The sequence below is a fragment of the Rhodoplanes sp. SY1 genome (genome assembly GCF_046000175.1).
Classification (GTDB): Bacteria; Pseudomonadota; Alphaproteobacteria; order Rhizobiales; family Xanthobacteraceae; genus Rhodoplanes.
The window spans coordinates 24,097-42,695 of record NZ_JBEOMB010000040.1 but is presented as its reverse complement, the minus strand read 5'-3'; the positions used below and the strand labels follow the sequence as shown (position 1 = coordinate 42,695).

The 18,599-nt window shown below is 71.8% G+C and carries 21 protein-coding genes; 8 read left to right on the top strand and 13 right to left on the bottom strand.

Annotated features, from left to right (window positions below):
- Positions 1–291: 291 nt before the first annotated feature.
- Genes ABTU92_RS11850 through ABTU92_RS11840 form a run of 3 tightly spaced genes read left to right on the top strand, consistent with a single transcriptional unit; the run spans position 292 to position 3,104 of the window.
- Complete coding sequence (locus ABTU92_RS11850; protein WP_408090807.1) at positions 292–1,353, top strand: FecCD family ABC transporter permease; 1,062 nt, start codon at positions 292–294, stop codon at positions 1,351–1,353.
- Positions 1,353–2,189: an ABC transporter ATP-binding protein gene (locus ABTU92_RS11845; RefSeq protein ID WP_408090797.1), complete on the top strand. Its 837-nt coding sequence runs from the start codon at positions 1,353–1,355 to the stop codon at positions 2,187–2,189. Before ABTU92_RS11850 ends, ABTU92_RS11845 begins: the two co-directional genes overlap by 1 nt.
- An 18-nt stretch (positions 2,190–2,207) precedes the next feature.
- Positions 2,208–3,104: a siderophore-interacting protein gene (locus ABTU92_RS11840; protein ID WP_408090795.1), complete on the top strand. Its 897-nt coding sequence runs from the start codon at positions 2,208–2,210 to the stop codon at positions 3,102–3,104.
- Between the two features lie 117 nt (positions 3,105–3,221).
- Here the strand turns inward: ABTU92_RS11840 and ABTU92_RS11835 are convergent, their stop codons facing one another.
- Genes ABTU92_RS11835 through phnG form a run of 8 tightly spaced genes read right to left on the bottom strand, consistent with a single transcriptional unit; the run spans position 3,222 to position 9,459 of the window.
- The gene (locus tag ABTU92_RS11835; RefSeq protein WP_408090793.1) at positions 3,222–4,406 is read right to left on the bottom strand and encodes an alpha-D-ribose 1-methylphosphonate 5-triphosphate diphosphatase; all 1,185 of its coding nucleotides are present in this window, start codon (positions 4,404–4,406) and stop codon (positions 3,222–3,224) included.
- Positions 4,403–5,113: a phosphonate C-P lyase system protein PhnL gene (gene phnL / locus ABTU92_RS11830; protein ID WP_408090791.1), complete on the bottom strand. Its 711-nt coding sequence runs from the start codon at positions 5,111–5,113 to the stop codon at positions 4,403–4,405. The genes ABTU92_RS11835 and phnL overlap by 4 nt, the downstream gene beginning before the upstream one ends.
- Before the next feature lie 7 nt (positions 5,114–5,120).
- The gene (gene phnK, locus ABTU92_RS11825) at positions 5,121–5,909 is read right to left on the bottom strand and encodes a phosphonate C-P lyase system protein PhnK (RefSeq protein ID WP_408090789.1); all 789 of its coding nucleotides are present in this window, start codon (positions 5,907–5,909) and stop codon (positions 5,121–5,123) included.
- Entirely contained in the window at positions 5,906–6,427 is a 522-nt protein-coding gene (locus ABTU92_RS11820) for a GNAT family N-acetyltransferase (protein WP_408090787.1), read from the bottom strand. Before ABTU92_RS11820 ends, phnK begins: the two co-directional genes overlap by 4 nt.
- The gene (locus ABTU92_RS11815) at positions 6,420–7,295 is read right to left on the bottom strand and encodes an alpha-D-ribose 1-methylphosphonate 5-phosphate C-P-lyase PhnJ (RefSeq protein WP_408090785.1); all 876 of its coding nucleotides are present in this window, start codon (positions 7,293–7,295) and stop codon (positions 6,420–6,422) included. Before ABTU92_RS11815 ends, ABTU92_RS11820 begins: the two co-directional genes overlap by 8 nt.
- On the bottom strand, positions 7,292–8,434 hold the full coding sequence (locus tag ABTU92_RS11810; protein WP_408090783.1) for a carbon-phosphorus lyase complex subunit PhnI: 1,143 nt from the start codon (positions 8,432–8,434) through the stop codon (positions 7,292–7,294). Before ABTU92_RS11810 ends, ABTU92_RS11815 begins: the two co-directional genes overlap by 4 nt.
- A 1-nt stretch (position 8,435) precedes the next feature.
- Positions 8,436–9,041, bottom strand: a complete 606-nt coding sequence (phnH, locus tag ABTU92_RS11805) for a phosphonate C-P lyase system protein PhnH (protein WP_408090781.1) — start codon at positions 9,039–9,041, stop codon at positions 8,436–8,438.
- 1 nt (position 9,042) lies between these two features.
- On the bottom strand, positions 9,043–9,459 hold the full coding sequence (phnG, locus tag ABTU92_RS11800; protein ID WP_408090805.1) for a phosphonate C-P lyase system protein PhnG: 417 nt from the start codon (positions 9,457–9,459) through the stop codon (positions 9,043–9,045).
- 186 nt (positions 9,460–9,645) lie between these two features.
- On the opposite strand from phnG, the gene phnF reads away from it, so the two are divergent.
- Entirely contained in the window at positions 9,646–10,422 is a 777-nt protein-coding gene (gene phnF, locus ABTU92_RS11795) for a phosphonate metabolism transcriptional regulator PhnF (protein ID WP_408090779.1), read from the top strand.
- A 172-nt stretch (positions 10,423–10,594) separates the two neighbouring features.
- On the opposite strand, the gene phnE (ABTU92_RS11790) is transcribed toward phnF, so the two are convergent.
- From phnE (ABTU92_RS11790) to phnC, 4 genes are all read right to left on the bottom strand, one after another.
- Positions 10,595–11,470, bottom strand: a complete 876-nt coding sequence (phnE, locus tag ABTU92_RS11790; protein WP_408090777.1) for a phosphonate ABC transporter, permease protein PhnE — start codon at positions 11,468–11,470, stop codon at positions 10,595–10,597.
- On the bottom strand, positions 11,467–12,351 hold the full coding sequence (gene phnE / locus ABTU92_RS11785) for a phosphonate ABC transporter, permease protein PhnE (RefSeq protein ID WP_408090775.1): 885 nt from the start codon (positions 12,349–12,351) through the stop codon (positions 11,467–11,469). The genes phnE (ABTU92_RS11790) and phnE (ABTU92_RS11785) overlap by 4 nt, the downstream gene beginning before the upstream one ends.
- Before the next feature lie 65 nt (positions 12,352–12,416).
- A complete protein-coding gene (gene phnD / locus ABTU92_RS11780) occupies positions 12,417–13,331 on the bottom strand; it encodes a phosphonate ABC transporter substrate-binding protein (protein ID WP_408090773.1) in 915 nt (304 codons plus the stop codon).
- Positions 13,332–13,375: 44 nt separating this feature from the next.
- Positions 13,376–14,188: a phosphonate ABC transporter ATP-binding protein gene (phnC, locus tag ABTU92_RS11775; protein WP_408090803.1), complete on the bottom strand. Its 813-nt coding sequence runs from the start codon at positions 14,186–14,188 to the stop codon at positions 13,376–13,378.
- Positions 14,189–14,438: 250 nt separating this feature from the next.
- Between phnC and ABTU92_RS11770 the strand changes: the two genes are divergently transcribed.
- Genes ABTU92_RS11770 through ABTU92_RS11755 form a run of 4 tightly spaced genes read left to right on the top strand, consistent with a single transcriptional unit; the run spans position 14,439 to position 17,750 of the window.
- Complete coding sequence (locus tag ABTU92_RS11770) at positions 14,439–15,137, top strand: chloramphenicol acetyltransferase (protein ID WP_408090771.1); 699 nt, start codon at positions 14,439–14,441, stop codon at positions 15,135–15,137.
- Positions 15,134–16,360 carry an alpha-D-ribose 1-methylphosphonate 5-triphosphate diphosphatase gene (locus ABTU92_RS11765; protein ID WP_408090769.1) on the top strand — a complete coding sequence of 409 codons (1,227 nt, stop codon included), beginning with the start codon at positions 15,134–15,136 and terminating at the stop codon, positions 16,358–16,360. The genes ABTU92_RS11770 and ABTU92_RS11765 overlap by 4 nt, the downstream gene beginning before the upstream one ends.
- Entirely contained in the window at positions 16,357–17,136 is a 780-nt protein-coding gene (locus ABTU92_RS11760) for a DUF1045 domain-containing protein (protein WP_408090767.1), read from the top strand. Before ABTU92_RS11765 ends, ABTU92_RS11760 begins: the two co-directional genes overlap by 4 nt.
- Complete coding sequence (locus ABTU92_RS11755; protein ID WP_408090765.1) at positions 17,133–17,750, top strand: pyridoxamine 5'-phosphate oxidase family protein; 618 nt, start codon at positions 17,133–17,135, stop codon at positions 17,748–17,750. The genes ABTU92_RS11760 and ABTU92_RS11755 overlap by 4 nt, the downstream gene beginning before the upstream one ends.
- A gap of 53 nt (positions 17,751–17,803) precedes the next feature.
- On the opposite strand, the gene ABTU92_RS11750 is transcribed toward ABTU92_RS11755, so the two are convergent.
- Positions 17,804–18,532 (bottom strand): response regulator transcription factor, encoded by a 729-nt coding sequence (locus ABTU92_RS11750; protein ID WP_408090763.1) that lies wholly within the window; start codon positions 18,530–18,532, stop codon positions 17,804–17,806.
- Positions 18,533–18,599: the final 67 nt, after the last annotated feature.

Below are 18,599 nucleotides of genomic sequence, written 5' to 3'. Positions count from 1 at the left end.
CGATCAGACCAAGGGCTCACTCGCCGGAAAGCTCAGGCAGGCCGGATGGAACGACGACTTCCTCTTCAAGCTCCTCGTCCAAACGCGATAGCCCTGCCCACAAGGGGGGAGGGAGCAGGCCGAAGTGCGACGCGATGCTGTCGCGAAAAGCACGGTGGCCCGTCCGTTTGCCGAGAGGCTCCGGCTCCTGCGTTCCCTCCCCCCTTGTGGGGGAGGGACAGGGAGGGGGGTGAGCCCCGGCCTCGGAACTTTGCCGACATCCCGTGCCCGACTGGAACGCCGTCCGTGACCATGACCGGCACCGCGCCCCTCTCCGCCGTCGCCGAGGCGGCTCTCGCCGCGCATCGCCGGCGGCTGCGCCGGCGGGCCATGATCGTGGCGGCGCTGGCGCTGGCCGGCATTGCCGCCTTCGTGGTCGACCTCGGCACCGGCCCGTCGACCCTGACGGCCCTCGACGTGGTGCGCGGTCTCCTGTTTCCGGACACGCTCGGGCGCGCCGCCGCCGTGATCGTCTTCGACGTGCGGCTGCCGCAGGCCGTGATGGCGATCCTGGTCGGCACCGCGCTGGCGCTCGCCGGTGCCGAGATGCAGACCGTGCTGAACAATCCGATGGCGAGCCCGTTCACGCTCGGCCTGTCGGCCGCCGCGACCTTCGGGGCGGCGCTCGCCATCGTGCTCGGATTCGCGCTGCCCGGCGTGCCGGCCACCTGGAGCATCCCGGTCAACGCCTTCGTGTTCGCCTTCGGCTCGGCGATGCTGCTGCAGTCGCTCGGGCGGCTGCGGCGCAGCGGCGACAGCCTGGTGCTGTTCGGCATCGCGCTGTTCTTCACCTTCAACGCGCTGGTCGCCATCACCCAGTTCGTGGCGAGCGAGCAGGCCCTCCAGCAGCTCGTGTTCTGGACCATGGGCAGCCTGTCGCGGGCGACCCGGGAGAAGGTGACGATTCTCGCCCTTGTCATCGCCTGCGTGGTGCCGTTCTCGTTCCGGGCCGCCTGGACGCTCACGGCGCTGCGGCTCGGCACCGAGCGGGCGCAGAGCCTCGGCATCGATATCGCGCGGCTGCGGATGCTCTCGCTGATGCGGCTGAGCCTGCTCACCGGCGCCGCGGTCGCCTATGTCGGGGTGATCGCCTTCGTCGGCCTGGTCGGTCCGCACATCGCCCGCCTGCTGATCGGCGAGGACCATCGCTTCTTCCTGCCGGCGAGCGCGCTGTGCGGCGCCGTGCTGATGTCGCTCGCCTCGGTCGCCAGCAAGGCGGCCGTGCCCGGCATCGTGCTGCCGATTGGCCTGATCACGTCGCTCGTCGGCGTGCCGATCTTCATCACTCTCGTGCTGACCCGGCGGGGGCATTGATGCGTGCCGCGCTGACGATCGAACGGCTCACGGCCGGCTATCCGCGCCGCCCGGTGCTGCGCGACCTTTCGCTGCCGCCGCTGCCGGCCGGCGCCGTGACGGCGCTCACCGGACCCAACGCGGCCGGCAAGTCGACGCTGCTGAAGGCGCTCGCCGGCCTCGTCAGGGCCGAGGGGCGGGTGATGTTCGGCGACGTCGATCTCCTGCGCCTGCCGCTCGTCGCGCGCGCCGATCTGGTCGGCTTCATGCCGCAGGCGCTGCCGCAGGGCGTTGCCCTGTCGGTGCTGGAATCGGTCGTCGCCGCCTTCGAGGCGTCGCGGCCGGACGGGCTCGCCGACGCCGACGCGACCCGCCGCGCCGTCGCGACCCTCGACCGGCTCGGCATCGCCGACCTCGCGCTCGACGGGCTCGACCAGCTCTCCGGCGGCCAGCGCCAGCTCGTCAGCCTCGCTCAGGCCTTAGTGCGCGAGCCGCGCCTGCTGCTGCTCGACGAGCCGACCAGCGCGCTCGATCTGCGCCATCAGGTCACCGTCATGGAGGCGGCCCGCTCGCTCGCCGCCGAGGGCCGCACCGTCGTCGTCGTGCTGCACGACCTCAATCTCGCGGCGCGCTGGGCCGAGCGTATCGTCGTGCTCGACCACGGTCGCGTCGCGGCGAACGGCACGCCCGCGCAGGCGCTGACCGCCGAGACGCTCGCCGCCGTGTGGGGCGTCGCCGCCCGCATCGCGCCCGGCCCGAACGGCGTCCCGCATGTCGTCGTCGAGGGTGCGCTCGACGCGCCGCCGGTCTTTGCACCTGCCGCCGGCGTCCCGCCGGAAAATTCCACCGCAGCCTGATCGCCACGAGGGACTCTCATGACCGACCCGACCATCGCCACGGCCGGCGCGCCGGCGCGCTTCCGCGGCATCCGCGTGCTCGAGGTGCTGCGCACCGAACGCGTGACGCCGCAGATGCGCCGCCTGATCCTCGGCGGGCCCGAGCTCGCCGGCTTCCGCGACGACGCGCTGAATCTGAAGATCCTGTTCGCGCCGGAGGGCGTCGATGATCCGGGCTGGCCGCTGGAGGGCCCGGGCGGCAAGCCGGTCTGGCCGAACGACCCGGTCCGCCCGATCGTGCGCACCTACACGTTGCGCTGGTTCGACGCGGCGGCGGGCGAGCTCGCCGTCGACTTCGTCCTGCACGCCGACGGCGAGGCGACGCGCTTCGCGCGGCGGGCGAAGCCCGGCGACCGCGTCGGCGTCGGCGGGCCGGGCGGCCGAGCCATCAACCCGGCCGACTGGTATCTGTTCGCCGGCGACCACACGGCCCTGCCGGCGATCGCCGCGATCCTGGAGAAGCTGCCCGACGATGCCGTCGGCCATGCCTTCGTCGAGGTGCCGGACGCGGCCGAGGAGCAGACCTTCCGCAAGCCCGCCGGAATCACGCTGACCTGGCTGCATCGGAACGGCCAGGCGCCCGGCCGCACCACGCTGCTGCGCGACGCCGTGCTGGCGCTGCCGTGGCCCGAGACTGCCGTGCGCCCCTTCGCCTTCATCGCCGGCGAGTCGGCGACCGTGCGGGCGCTGCGCGCCTATGTGCGCGACGAGCGCAAGATGGACCGCCGCCAGATCCACGCCATCGGCTACTGGCGCCTCGGCATGACCGAGAACGCCTATCACGACCATCACGACAACGACCGTGACGAGGACTACTTCAAGACCTGGCGCGAGGAGCTGGCCGCGCGTGGCATCCCGGCCGAGGCGGCGCATTGACGGCGGGCCGGACGAGACGCCGGGCGGGATGGCGGCGGGACAAGGCGTTTGCCGTCGATCCGAGGATCGTCTCGCGCGTGATGTGAGAACGTTCGGTCGCGTCCGTCGCCGCGATCGTCAGGCGACCCGGCGTCCGGCGCTCCAGACGCGACGCACCGCCGCGATCCCGTCCACCCACCGGACCTGGATGAGATCGGCGCGCTTGCCCGGCGCGATCTCGCCGCGATCGGTCAGGCCGACCGCCTCGGCCGGCGTCTTGGAGGCGGTGCGCACCGCCGTGGCGAGATCGAGGCCGGGCACCAGCTCGGGCAGCAGCAGAGCGGCGCCGAGCAGGCTCGACGGCACGTAGTCGGAGGAGAGAATGTCGAGCACGCCGGCGGCGGCGAGGTCGGCGGTCGCCACATTGCCGGAGTGCGAGCCGCCGCGAACCAGGTTCGGCGCCCCCATCATGACCCGCACGCCGGCGGCGTGCAGGGCCATGGCCGCCTCCATGGTGGTCGGAAACTCGGCGATGGCGATGCCGTCGCGGACCGCCTCGGCGACATGATCGAGCGTGGTGTCGTCGTGGCTCGCCAGCGGCACGTCGCGGGCGCGGGCGAGGTCGACCAGCGCCCGGTAGTTGTCGCCGGCATGGGCCGCCTGCAACGCCAGCCGGCGGGCGAACATCACGTCGAGCTCGGCGTCGGTAAGGCCGCCGGCCTTGCCGCGATAGTAGATGCGCAGCTTCTCCTCGTCGCGGAACTGGCGCTGGCCCGGCGTGTGGTCCATCAGCGAGATCAGCCGCACGTCGGGCCGGTCGACCAGTGATCGCGCCTCGTCGACGACGTCCGGCATCGGCACCTCGCAGCGCAGATGCAGCAGGTGATCGATGCGCAGGAGCCCGGCGTCGCGCGCCGTCGAGATCGCGGCCGCGAGCGTCGTCGCCTGGCCGTTGACCGCCTCGGCGCTCTCCTCCCGCCAGACGCGCAGCGAGTCGAGCACCGTCGTGATGCCGCTCGTCGCGATCTGGCCGTCGTAGGAGACGACCGCGGCGGCCGGGTTCCAGTAGACTTTCGGGCGCGGCACGTAATGCGCCTCGATGTGGTCGGTGTGCAGCTCGACCAGGCCGGGCAGCAGGAGGTCGCCGCCCAGATCGTCGCCCTTCTCGGGGGCGGCGCCGTCGCCGACCGCGACGACGCGGCCGCGCGCGATCGCCACCCAGCCGCGCTCGATCACCCTGTCGGCGAGCACGACCCGGGCGTTGGTGAGCAGCCTCTCGGTCGGGTCGCTAGCGTTCGGGTCGGTCACGGTCGGGTCGGTCATTGCGGGCGGGTTCCGGTGAAGCGGGTGACGTCGACGAGGCGGTCCGCGATCGCGTCGCGGACCTCGGCGTCGTGGGCGACGGCGACGACGGCGGTGCAGCGCGCCTTCTTGGCTCTGATCAGATCGACGACGACGGCGCGGTTGGCGGCGTCGAGCGAGGCGGTCGGCTCGTCCAGCAGCAGCAGCGGCCGATCGGGCAGGAAGCCGCGGGCGATGTTGATGCGCTGCTGCTCGCCGCCCGAGAAGGTGGCGGGCGGCAGCGGCCACAGCCGCTCCGGGATGGCGAGGCGGCGGAGCAGATCGGCGGCCGCGGCCCGCGCCGTCTCGCGGGGCTGCCGGCCGGCCGCCTCGGCGACCACGTCGATCGCCGGCACGCGCGGCACCGCGCGGAGAAACTGGCTGACATAGCCGACGACGTCGCGACGCAGCGCCAGGATCTGGCGCGGCGTCGCCCGCGCGACGTCGACCATCGTGTCGCCGACCATCGTGTCGCCGTGCCGGACCATGATGGCGCCGGCGTCGCACCGGTAGCTGCCCCAGATCATCTTCAGGACCGACGACTTGCCGGCGCCGGACGGGCCGGTGAGCACGACGCACTCGCCCGGCGCGACCGAGAGGTCGACGCCGGCGACGACGGGCAGCCGGACGCCGCCCTGGAGATGCATCGTGAAGGTCTTGGCGGCACCGGTGATCTCGAGCGCGAGCATGGCGGCCTCAGGGCGGCAGGATCGAGGCGACGAGGAGCTGGGTGTAGGCCTCGTGCGGGTCGTCGAGCACCTGGTCGGTGAGGCCGGTCTCGATCACCAGCCCGTCCTTCATCACCAGGATGCGATGCGAGAGGAGCCGCGCCACCGCGAGGTCGTGGGTGACCACCACGGCGGCGAGCCCCAGATCGGCGACGAGCCCGCGCAGCAGATCGAGCAGGCGCGCCTGCACGGACACGTCGAGCCCGCCGGTCGGCTCGTCCATGAAGACGAGGCGGGGACCGGTGACGAGGTTGCGGGCGATCTGCAGGCGCTGGCGCATACCGCCCGAGTAGCTGCGCGGCGTCTCGTCGATGCGGTCGGCGGCGATCTCGACGCGGTCGAGCCAGTCGACCGCGGTGTCGCGGATGCGGCCGTAGTGGCGCCAGCCGACCGCCATCAGCCGCTCGCCCACGTTCGCGCCGGCTGACACGCCCATGCGCAACCCGGCGGCCGGGTCCTGGTGGACGTAGCCCCAGTCGGTGCGGAACAGGAAGCGGCGTTCGGCCTCGGCGAGGGTCGCGAGATCGCGGGTGACGCCGTCGCGCATGCGGTAGAGCACGCGGCCGCCATCCGGCGCCATCAGGCCGGACAGGAGCCGCAGCAGCGTCGACTTGCCGGAGCCCGACTCGCCCACCACGGCGAGCACCTCGCCCTCGTGAAGCGCGAAGGAGACGTCGCGGCAGCCGAGCTGGCGGCCGTAGGCCTTGGTGAGACCCTCGGCGATCAGCAGGGGTGCGTCGTCGTCGGGCGCGGTCATGCGGACGCCTCGGCCGTGCGGGCATCTTGGTCGACCGGGGCGGGGACGACGGCGACCCTGAACGAGTAGCCATGGCGCTCGAAGTCGAGCCCCTCGTAGAAGGCGTGCGCGGCGACGCGCCGTGCATTGGACGACAGCATCAGCTTGTAGCAGCCTTTCTCGGCGGCGCGCGCGAGCGCGAAGCGCATCATCGCGGCGCCGATCCCTTCGCCCTGCCGGGTCGGATCGACCGCCACGTCCTCGACGATCGCCGAGGGGGCGCCGCGATGGCCGATATTGTCCATCACCAGGAGCGCGAACGTGCCGACGACGTGATCATTTTCGCATGCGACATGGAGCGTGTAGTCGGGATAGCGCGCGAACTTTTCCAGCAGCGCCTCCGCCTCGTCGAGCGAGAGCACGTCGCCGGCGTCGAAGTCCGGCTGGGCGTAGAGTGCGAGCACGCCGGGAAGATCGGCCGCGGCGGCGGGGCGGATCACGAGGTCCTGCCCACGAGCGGCGAGCGGCGCCTCAGCCATGGGTCGCTTCCTCGACCTGTCCGGTCCGGGCTGCGGCCGCCTCGCGCCGGCCTTCGCAGTAGTCGGTATCGGAGCAGACATACATGCGGGTGCCGCGGTCGTCGGTGACGACCTCGTCGAGGAACGAGACGGTCGCGCCGCACAGCGCGCAACGACCGGGGTGACGATAGGGCTCGAACGGATGGTCCTCGAAGTCGAGCGAGACGACGCGGGTGTGCGGCGGGATCGCGTAGATGCGTTTCTCACGTCCGGCGCCGAACAGCTGGAGGGCCGGGCAGTCGTCGAGCTTCGGGTTGTCGAAGCGCGGGATCGGCGAGGGGTCCATCACGTAGCGGTCGGCGACCTTGGCCGGATAAGCGTAGGTGGTGGCGATGTGCCCGTGGCGGGCGATGTCCTCGTAGAGCTTCACGTGCATGACGCCGTAGTCGGCGAGTGCGTGCATGCGTCGCGTCTCGGTCTCGCGCGGCTCGAGGAAGCGCAGCGGCTCGGGGATCGGCACCTGGAAGACGAGGATCTGCCCCGCGCGCAGCGGCGTCTCCGGCACGCGGTGGCGGGTCTGGATCACGGTCGCCTCGCCGGTGCGCGTCGTCGTCCGCACGCCGGCCGTGCGGGCAAAGAATTTCCGGATCGACACCGCGTTGGTGGTGTCGTCGGAGCCCTGGTCGATCACCTTCAGCACGTCGTTGCGGCCGAGCACGGCGGCCGTCACCTGCACGCCGCCGGTGCCCCAGCCGTAGGGCATCGGCATCTCGCGGCTGGCGAACGGCACCTGATAGCCGGGGATCGCGATCGCCTTGAGGATGGCGCGGCGGATCATCCGCTTGGTCTGCTCGTCCAGATAGGCGAAGTTGTAGGCCGGCGCCGTCATTCGGCGGCCTCCTTCAGGTCGTCGTCTTTCGGCTCGTTTTTCGTCGGGTGATCGTCCTTCGCGTCGCCGCCGTCGCGTTGCGCGAAGAACGACGCCCGCATCTTGCGCACCAGGCCGAGCTCGGCCTGGAAGTCGACATAGTGCGGCAGCTTGAGGTGCTCGACGAAGCCGGTCGCCTGCACGTTGTCGGAGTGCGCCAGCACGAACTCCTCGTCCTGGGCCGGCGCCGTCGCCTCCTCGCCGAGCTCGCCGGCGCGCAGCGCGCGGTCGACCAGCGCCATGCTCATCGCCTTGCGCTCGCCGTGCCCGAAGACGAGCCCGTAGCCGCGGGTGAAGCGCGGCGGCTCGCTCGCCGAGCCCTTGAACTGGTTGATGGTCTGGCACTCCGTCACGGTGATGCGGCCGATCGGCAGGGCGAAGCCGGCCTCCTCGGCGAACACCTCGAGCGCCACCTCGCCCATGCGGATCTCGCCGGCGAACGGATGGGTGCGGCCGAAGCCGCGCTGGGTCGAGTAGCCGAGCGCGAGCAGGAAGCCTTCGTCGCCGCGGGCGAGATTCTGCAGGCGCAGGTCGCGCTCGGCCGGGAAGGCGAGGGCGTCGCGGGTGAGATCGCCCGGCGCCGTGGCGTCGGCCGGCGGCGGCGCCGGCTCCACCAGGTCGTCGGCGGCGAGCAGATCGGTGACGCGCGGCATCGCGTCGGGCAGGGGCTCCGCGGAGGCCGGTTCGGCGGCCACCGTGCCGTCGTCCGGCTCCAGCAGGCGATGCGTGTAGTCGAAGGTCGGCCCGAGCACCTGGCCGCCCGGGAGATCCTTGAAGGTCGCCGAGATGCGCCGTCGCACCCGCATCGCGCCGGTGTCGAGGGGCCGCGTCGTGCCGAGCCGCGGCAGCGTCGCCCGGAACGCGCGCAGCAGGAAGATCGCCTCGATCAGGTCGCCGCGCGCCTGCTTGATGGCCCGTGCGGCGAGCGCGCGGTCGTAGAGCGAGCCCTCGGTCATCACCCGGTCGACGGCGAGCGTGAGCTGGCCGGTGATCTGGTCGAGCGTCAGCTCGGGCACGGCGGGATCGCCGCGCCGTGCATGGGCGAGCAGTCGGTGGGCGTTCTCGATGGCGCGCTCGCCGCCCTTCACCGCGACATACATGTCAGGTTCCCTCGCCGAGCGTCACCGAGCGCGGCAGGGCCGCGACGGCCGTGTCGGTCACGAGCACGAGGTCGATGCCGCAGGGGAACAGTGCCCGGTTGGCGACGAGGCGCGCGGCGATGTCGTCGGGCAGCGGCGTCGCCTGCAGAAGGCGGCGGCCCGGGATGCCGGGACCGGCGAGAATCAGCAGCGGACCGTGCGCGAAATCGTCGACCTGCAGGATCAGGGTCGCCGAACGGTCCGGATAGTCGGGCGTGCCGGGCGCGAAGGAGCCGAACGAGGGCATCGCCGTCGGGTCCGACACGAGGGCGAACGACGCCGCGGCCGGATCGTCGACCACCGGCGCGGCGGTGTGGAAGCGCAGCCATGCGGCGACGGCGGGCGCGGCGGCGAGCGGCGGGTCGAGCCACACCGGCGTGTCCTGGTCGAGGAGCGTCAGCGCGACTGCGGCCGCACCGGTACGCAGCGGCGCCGGTGGGGCGAGGGCAACGGACTCACCGAGCGGCACGGCCGTGCCGGGCCGCGCCAGCGCATCCATCACGGCACGGAACACCGCCTGGGCGGCGTTCACCGGATCGCGAAAGCCGGGCGACAGGCGCGCGTCCATCTCAGTCCTCCCCGCGCACGAGCGTGAAGAAGTCGACCCGCGTCGCTGCCGTGCGGGCCGCCTCGGTCAGCTCCGTCGTCTCGAGCGTTTCGCGCAACGGTGCGACGACTCGCGTCTCGACGGCGGTCCGCCAGACGTCGCTCTGCATCAGCGCGTCGCACAGCGCGACGAGCCGCGCCTTGGCGCCGTCTCGGCCGAGCACGCAGGCAAAGCCGACCTCGCCGTCGGCGAGCCGGACGGCGGCGCGCGTCACCGTCGCCTCGCCGAGATTGAAGGCGCGTCCGTCGCCGCCGATGCGGCCCTGCACCATAACGAGGCCGGCTTCGGGCCGACGCACGACATCGTGCGCCGGCAGCGGGCCGAGCGCGTCGAGGCGCGCGGCGACGTCGGCGGCCGCCGCCTCGACCAGCACGGCCATGGCGGCCCGACGCGCCTCGATCGAGACGGTACCGCGGTCCAGGGTCCGGCCCGCGGTCCGGCTCGCATCGGTCGTGCCGCGCGACGGTGTCGCATCGAGGGGGGTGGTGGTCACGTCGGGATCCGGTGGCGTCGCCGAGTTGTCTATGTTAATAGACAACTCCTAATCCGCAAGCGCGACCGTTTGATGACGACCTTTCCCGTTTCACCGCCGGCGACCCGCACCCGCGGCGGTGCCGATGCGCGCCGAGACGACGAGGACGGCCTCGCATTGTGGCGCCGGGTGGCCGACCATCTCGCCGGCGCGATCGCCCGTGGCACCTATCCGGCCGGCACGCAGCTGCCGACCGAGGCGGCGATCGCGGCGCAGTTCGACGTCAACCGCCACACCGTGCGCCGGGCGCTGGCGGCGCTGCGCGCGCGCGGGCTGGTGCGGGCGGCGCGCGGCAGCGGCACCTTCGTCGAATCGACGCGGCTCGCCTATCCGATCCGGCCGCGCACGCGGTTCTCGGAGAATGTCGGGGCGAGCGGCCGTCAGCCCGGCGGCCGGCTGATCGCCACGGCGACCGAGCCGGCCTCCGCCGAGGTGGCGCGCCGTCTCGGCCTCGCCGCCGGCACGCCGGTCGTGCGCCTCGAGCTGTCGCGTCACGCCGACGGCGTCGTCCTGTGCGTCGCCACGTCGTGGCTGCCGGCGGCGCGCTGCCCCGAGGCCGGGGCGGTCTACGCCGCGAAGCGATCGATGACCCGCACGCTGGCGCATTTCGGCATCGGCGACTATCGCCGCGCCGGCACGCGGGTGACGGCCGGAGAGGCCGACCTTCACGACGCCGTCCATCTCGACCTCGCGCCCGGACGGCCCGTGCTGGTGGTCGACAGCGTCGACGTGGACGCCGACGGCACGCCCGTGGTCGTCACCCGCACGCGCTTCGCGGCCGAGCGGGTCGAGCTGGTGATCGAAAGCTGACGCGCACTGATCATGTAGACCGGGCCGATCGATCAGCTCGTCGTCATTCCGGGGCGCGGCGGAGCCGCGAACCCGGAATCCAGGGTCGAGCTCGTCATCCCCGGCTGGATTCCGGGTTCGGCGCGGCGCGCCGCCCCGGAATGACCACCGGTTCGATCGACCGGACCAAGGCTCAGTCGATCACCATGGCGCTGCGGCCGATGATCGCGAAGCGCAGCCGGCTCGACACCGCGTCGATGGCCGCGACCGTGACCAGGATCATCAGCACCAGGAACGCCACCTTGCCCCATTCCAGCACCCGGATCTGCTCGGCGAGATGGAGGCCGATGCCGCCGGCGCCGACGATGCCGATGATGGTGGCCGAGCGGGTGTTGGATTCGAAGTAGTAGAGCACCTGGCTCGCCATCACGGGCAGCACCTGCGGCAGGAGCCCGTAGCGCACCGCCAGCACGGGCGAGGCGCCGGTGGAGACGACCCCGTCCACCGGCTTGCGGTCGGCGTTCTCGATCGCCTCGGAGAACAGCTTGGCGAGCGAGCCGGTGTCCGACATCGCGATGGCGAGAATGCCGGCGAACGGCCCGAGGCCGACGACGTTGATGAAGATCAGTGCCCAGATCAGCACGTCGACGCCGCGGATGGTGTCGAGCCCGCGCCGCACGGCGAAATGCGCGAAGACGTTCGGGATCATGTTCTTGGCGGCGAGGAAGCCGAGCGGGGCGGCGAGCAGGGCGCCGCCCAGCGTCCCGAGCAGCGCGATCGCCAGGGTCTCGGCCAGGGCGTGGAGGAACACGGCGAGATGCGTCCCCGGGGTCGGCGGAAACATCGCCCCGAGAATGCCGACGATCTGCACGAGCCCGGTACCGAGCCGCGCCACCGAGATGTCGAGGCGCCAGATCGCGACCGCGGTCACGGCGAGAATCACGACGAGCACGGCGGCGCCTGTCGGGGTCCACATGCCCGCCGGCGCGAAGGCCCGGGGATGCCGTCGGCGCAGCGCGGCGAGGTCGGTGGCGGTCGCGGCGCGCGGCGGCAGATCCACCGGGTTCATGCGCGTCGCTCCCCGCCGATCAGCCGATGCCGCAACCGCTCGGTGACGAGATCGATGATCATCACGGTGGCGATGATCAGCACAAGGATGGCGGAGACGTCGGTGTAGTAGAACTTGCGGATCGCCACCATCAGGTCCTGGCCGATGCCGCCGGCGCCGACGAAGCCCATCACGGCGGCGCTCCGCACGTTGATCTCGAAGCGCAGCAGTGCGTAGGAGGCGAAGCTCGACAGCACCTGGGGCAGCACGGCGAGCCGAATGGCGGTGATCCGCGTCGCCCCGGCCGCCGTCGCGCCCTCCACCGGCTTCATGTCGATGTTCTCCACCACCTCGGCGAACAGCTTGCCGAGCGCGCCGGTCGAATGGATCGCGAGCGCCAGCACGCCGGGCAGGGCGCCGAGCCCGAAGGCGATCACGAACAGGAGCGCGAACACCATCTCGGGGACGGTGCGGCAGAATTCCAGAAGCCGCCGGGTGACGACTCGAACGATCCCGCGCCGCTCGAGATTCGCGGCGGCCAGGAAGCAGAGCACGAAGGCTCCGATGCCGCCGGCGAGTGTGCCGAGCCAGGCGATCAGGAGCGTGTCGACGAGGAGCCCGAGCCAGTCGTCGATATTCCAGAACCACTCGGCGAGATCGGCGCCGAGATTGCGCCAGGTCAGCGGCGGCACCAGGTTCCAGACATAGGCCGGCAGGCGATGGGCGTTGGCCGCGAGCTTGCCGGGATCGACCTCGCCGGCCACGGCCGCGAGCCCGATCGCGACCGTCAGGATCGCGAGGCCGAGCAAGGTCCGCAGACGCCGCGCCGCGACGGCGGCGCGGTACTGCGCCGCCGCGCGTTCGAGCTGCTCGGGACCGAGGATGACGACGGCGGAGACCATGGCGGACGTTTCGGGCGGGACGTTTCGGGACCGGGGGCCGTCCGGGGACGGCCCCGGTCCGCGGATCAGGAGGCCTTCTTCTTCTTGCGCAGGTCGTCGACGAACCGCACGAGCTCGATCACCGGCTCGTAGTCCTTGTGGCTGACCGCCTGGAACGGGAGCTGCTTGCCGTCGTAGATGGCGTCGAAGGCCGCCTTGTCCTTGGTCGCGACATTGAGCACCGCGTCGCGGATCGCCGCCTTGAGGCCCGCCGGCAGCGCCGTCAGATAGGCCATCGGCGAGTTCACGATCAGATCGGACTTGAAGACGATGCGGAAGTCCTCGGCCTTTGCCATGCCCTTGCGGGCCATGCGCTTGAGGTTCGACTCGGTCTCGTCGTTCCACCAGTTGAAGGCGGCGTCGCAGGTGCCCTGCTGCACGCCGATCACCGCGTTCTCGTGGCTGCCGGCATAGACCACCTTGGCGAAATAGGTGTCGGGGTCGAGCCCCATCTTGTGCATGGCGTAGCGCGGCACGTTATTGCCGGAGGTCGAGTTCGGGTCGACCAGGCAGAGGTTCTTGCCCTTCAGATCCTGGATGCTCTTGTACGGGGACTCGGCCTTCACGTAGAGCACCGAATAGTAGCCCTTGGTGCCGTCGGCGCTGACCTCGATGGCGAAGGGCTCGATCTGAGCGCCGGTGATGACGGCGCGGGCATACGAGGCCGGGCCGTACATGGCGATGTGGATGTTGCCGGCGCGCTGGCCCTCGACCACGGCGGCGTAGTCGTTGGCGATGCGCAGCGTCACCTTCACGCCGAGCTCCTTGGCGAGATAGTTGACGAACGGCGTCCAGCGGTCGGTGGTGCCGGAGGCGTTCTCGTCCGGGACCTTGGCGAAGATCAGCTCCGGAACCTGCGCCTTGTAGTCCTGCGCCAGCGCCGCGGGTGCGGCGAGCGCGGCGGCGAGCGCGCCGGCGAGAACGATGCGACGGTCGAGCATGCGACGTCTCCTGTGGTCGTCGTCAGGGGAAGAGCGGGAGGGGGTCAGGCCGCGGCGGCTTCGCCGACCGGCGCCCCGGGGCGCAGCGGGTCGAGCCCGGGGGCGTGATCGATCACGTCGGCGGCTTCGAGACCGTAGATCTCCCGCGCCAGCGCGTCGGTGAGCTGCGCCGGCGCGCCGTCGAACACGACGGCGCCGGCCGCCATGCCGATCAGCCGGTCGCAATAGTCGCGGGCGATGTCGAGCGAATGAAGATTGCACAGCACCGTGATGCCGAGATGCTTGTTGATGCGCAGCAGCGCGTCCATCACGACACGGGTGTTGCGGGGATCGAGCGAGGCGATCGGCTCGTCGGCCAGAATCAGCTCCGGCTCCTGCACCAGGGCGCGGGCGATGGCGACGCGCTGCTGCTGGCCGCCCGAGAGCGTCTCGGTGCGCTGCGCCGCGAGGCCGGCGATGTCGAACTGTTCCAGCGCCGAGAGCGCGATCGCCTTGTCGGCGTCCGGCCAGGCGCCGACCACGGCGCGCCACGACGGCACCGTGGCGACGCGTCCCATCAGAACGTTGGTCAGCACATCGAGTCGGCCGACCAGATTGAACTGCTGGAAGATCATCGCGGCGCGGCGGCGCCACAGGCGCAGGTCGCGCCCCGACAGCGCCGTCACCTCGACGCCGTCGAACACGATGCGGCCCTCGCTCGGGTCGATCAGCCGGTTGATCATCCGCAACAGCGTCGACTTTCCGGCGCCCGAGCGGCCGATGACGCCGACAAACGCGCCACGCTCGATCTCGAACGACGCGTCCGCAACCGCAGTGTGGACGCCGAAACGACGGGACAGGCCTTCGACGACGAGCATCAGCGACCCCTTCGTGCGCCGGCCCATCGATGAGACGTCCGATGGGACGGCCGATGCATGCGGCGGATGATCGGCTTCCGATGTGACAGGCGTGCGTCGCATCGGGACGACGATATCGCGTGCCGCCTCGCGGAAGGCCTTGCGGACCGGGTGAAATCGGGGAAGGTCAGCGTTTCGTCATCGCGCCGATATCGGCGTGTCACGACACCGTGTCCAGCGTTCCGGCCGCCCGGCCTCGAAGGACCCCGCCATGAGCAAGACGCTGTCTCCGGTTCCGCTGATCGACCCGAGCGCCGACGTGCGCGACAGCCGGCTCGGTCGCTTCACCGAGGTCGGTCCCCGGACCAAGCTGCTGGAGACCGTGCTCGGCGACTACTCCTACGTCGTCAACGACAGCGACATCGCCTACACGACGTTCGGCAAGTTCTGCTCGGTCGCGGCGATGACCCGGATCAATCCCGGCAACCATCCGATGCAACGCGCCAGCCAATCGCACTTCACCTATCGGGCGAGCGCCTACTTTCCCGGCGAAGCCGACGAGGCGGCGTTCTTCGCGTGGCGGCGCAGCCGTCACGTCACCATCGGGCACGACGTGTGGATCGGCCACGGTGCCGTCGTCCTGGCGGGCCGCAGCATCGGCACTGGCGCCGTGGTCGCGGCCAATGCGGTGGTCACCAAGGACGTGCCCGACTACGCGATCGTGGCCGGCAATCCGGCCCGGATCGTGCGCCGGCGGTTCGAGGACCACATCGCGGCGAGGCTGATCCGCCTCGCCTGGTGGGACTGGAGCCACGAGGCGCTGCATCTCGCGCTGCCGGATTTTCGCGCGCTGTCGATCGAAGCCTTCCTCGACACCTACGAGAGCCGGTCCGCGGCGGCGCCGCGGGCGGTGACGACCGGCAGCGGCGGCGATCAGGGCGGCCGCGGCCAGAGCGAGGTGACGGCGTGACGAGCGCTGCGTTTCCAGGGCGTGACGAAGCGCCTGCCGGCCTCGTGGTCACGGGCGGCGCCGTCCTGATCGACGGGCGCTTCACCGACGCGACCGTGAAGGTCATGCAAGATGGATCGATCGCCCCGGCCGGGCGCGACAGCGGCGGGCCGACCCTCGACGCGACCGGGCTGCTGGTCCTGCCCGGCATCGTCGACATTCACGGCGACGCCTTCGAGCGCCAGATCATGCCGCGGCCGGGCGTCGACTTTCCGCTCGACGTCGCCCTCCACGAGACCGACCGCCAGGTTGTCGCCAACGGCATCACCACGGTGTTCCACGGCGTCACCTGGTCGTGGGAGCCGGGATTGCGCGGTGCCGACAATGCGCGGCGGCTCGTCGCCGCCATCGAGGACCTGCGTTCCGGGCTCGCCGCCGACACCCGCCTGCACCTGCGGCACGAGACGTTCAATCTCGACGCCGAGGCCGAGATCGCCGACTGGCTCGCGGCCCGCCGGATCGACATCCTCGCCTTCAACGACCACATGACCCTGACCGTGGAGGCGACCGGCCGTGCCGCCAAGCTCGCCCGCATGGTCGAGCGGTCCGGCCTGTCGCACGAGGCGTTCATGCAGCTCGTCGCGCGTGTGGTGGCGCGGCGCGACGAGGTCCCGGGCTCGATCGAGCGCCTCGCCGGCGTCGCCCTCGCGCACGGCGTGCCGCTGCTCTCGCACGACGACACCAGCCCGGAGCAGCGTGCCTGGTACCGTGCGCTGGGCTGCCGGGTCGCCGAGTTCCCGACCACCGTGGAGGCGGCCGCCGAGGCCGCGGCGCATGGCGACGAGATCGTGTTCGGCGCCCCTAATGTGGTCCGGGGCGGCAGCCACACCGGCTGGACGAGCGCGACCGAGATGATCCGGCTCGGCCTCTGCACCGTGCTCGCCTCCGACTACTACCATCCGGCGCCGCTGCTGGCGGCGTTCCGCCTCGACGCCTCCGGCACGCTGCCGCTCGCCGCCGCGTGGTCGCTGATCGCCGAGGCGCCGGCCCGCGCGGCCGGGCTCGCCGACCGCGGCCGCATCGCGCCGGGCTGCCGTGGCGATCTCGTGCTGATCGATCGCCGCCATGCGGCGGCGCCCCGGGTGGTCGCGACCGTCGTGGCGGGCCGCGTCGTCCATCTCGCCGAGCCCGGTCGGTTCCGGCATGCTGCCGCCTCGCTGCACCGCATCGGGACCTGCGCATGACCCCGTCCGTCCGAGAGCCACGTCCGGATCGGTCGCCCCGCTGGGCGATCTATGTCGTGCCGTCCGCCGACAGCCTGCTGTTTCGCCTGGGTAGCGCGCTGCTCGGCTACGACTGCCGCAGCGGTGACGATCTCGCACCGCCCGGCGGCGTCGACCTGCCGGCCGACTGGGCCGCGCTCGTCGCGCCGGCGCGGCGCTACGGCTTTCACGCCACCCTCAAGGCGCCGTTCCGTCTCGCCTCCGGTTGCGACGCGGACGGGCTCGTGCGGGCCGTCGACGCGCTCGCGCGGGAGCCGCGCGTGCCCGTGGTGATCCGCCCGGTGGTGCGCGCGCTCGGCGACTTCGTCGCCGTCGTGCCGGCGGTCCGTGACGCCGCGCTCGACCGGCTCGCCGCCGACTGCGTAACCCGGCTCGACGCCTTTCGCGCGCCCCTGAGCGATGCCGAGCGGGCCCGCCGGCTCGCGGCGCCGCTGTCGCCGCGCCAGCGCGAGCATCTCGATCGCTGGGGCTATCCCTATGTCTTCGACGACTTCCGCTTCCACATGACGCTCACTGGACCGATCGCGGCGGACCGCCGCGATGCCGTCGTCGCGACGCTGGCGGCGCTGCTCGCCCCGGTGACCGACGCCGGTGCGCTGCCCATCGACCGCATCGTGCTGTCGCGCCAGGACGGAGCCGACGCGCCGTTCCGGGTCGTCCACGACGCCGTGCTGTCCGGTACGGGCGCAGATGCGGCTCACGTCACGATCCCTCGCCTCGGAGAGCACACTGCATGACGACGTTCATCGCCACGGTCGCCGAGCTCGAGGCGTTGTACGGAACGCCGGGCGAGACCTCGACCGCCAAGGAGGTCGACCACATCACGCCGGAGTATCGGCAGCTCATCGCGGCGTCGCCCTTCGTGGTGCTCGCCACGGTCGGCCCCGAAGGCGCCGACTGCTCGCCGCGCGGCGACCGCGCCGGCGAGGTGGTCCGCATCCACGACGCCCGCACGCTGATGCTGCCCGATCGCCGCGGCAACGACCGCATCGACTCGCTGCGCAACGTGGTGCGCGATCCGCGGGTCGGGCTCCTGTTCCTGATCCCGGGCGTCGGCAACACGCTGCGGGTGAACGGCCGCGCCCGCCTCACGGCGGATCCGGCGCTGCTCGCGTCCTTCGCGGTCGACGGCAAGCCGCCCCGCACCGTGATGATCGTCGACGTCGAGACGGTGTTCTTCCAGTGCGCGCGGGCGATCGTCCGCTCGGCCCTGTGGGATCCGGCCGCGCAGGTGGATCCGGCGACGCTGCCGTCCCCCGGGCGCATCCTCGCCGTGCTCAGCGAGCAGCGCGTCGGCGGCGACGCCTACGACCAGGCGTGGCCCGAGCGGGCCAGGGCCTCGCTCTGGTGAGAGCCGTCCCGGCTCCGTCGCGCGGCGCGCCGAATCGAGCCGAAGGGCCGGGTTCAGAGCCGAGAGATGCGGGCGCCGAGCGCGATCGCCTGCATTCGGCTCTTCAGGTCGAGGCGGCGCAGGATCGCCGAGACGTGGAGCTTGACCGTGTTCATCGAGATGCCGAGCTGCTCGGCGATCTCGGCGTTGGATTGTCCGATCCCCATGAGGCGGAGGATCTCGCGTTGCCGCGGGGTCAGGAACTTCAGGATCGCCACGTGAGTATCGTCGTCGGCGGCGGGCGACGCGGGGGCGCGGCAGGCGTCCGCCCGTACGGTGCGCGAGCCGATGGCGGTCTGGATCGTGTCCTCGATGGTGCGCACGAGCAGATCCATCACGAAGCGTGGCTCCGGGATGCTGGCGGACCCCAAATCTCCGCCGACCGGATCGATCGGCAGCAGGCCCTGCATGCTCAGCCGGAGCAGGGTGAGGGCATGGGGCGGTTCCGCGCCGCGCGGCATCGCGACCAACAAGGTCCGGCCCGCCGCCGCGTTGTCGTCCTGGAGACAGGTGAACAGCTTGCAGCGACCGGCGATCACGTCGCGGAAATGGTGCACCTGATCGATCCAGGTGCTCCGCAGGAAGGCGGAGTCGCCACCAACGGCCAAGCCGCCACGGCCGGGCGCGAGGTCCATGCTCCGCCACGCCGCGTTCCGCTCGACAAACGTTCCGTCCGGCGTCAGCACGGCGATGCCGACGACCAGCGTCTCGGGCGGCGATCGGACTCTCGCGTCCCCACTCATACTCAGCTCCGGAGATGCCGGACCGCGCCTTCGAACAGACCCGGATCCTGCATCGTCGTGCAGCCGA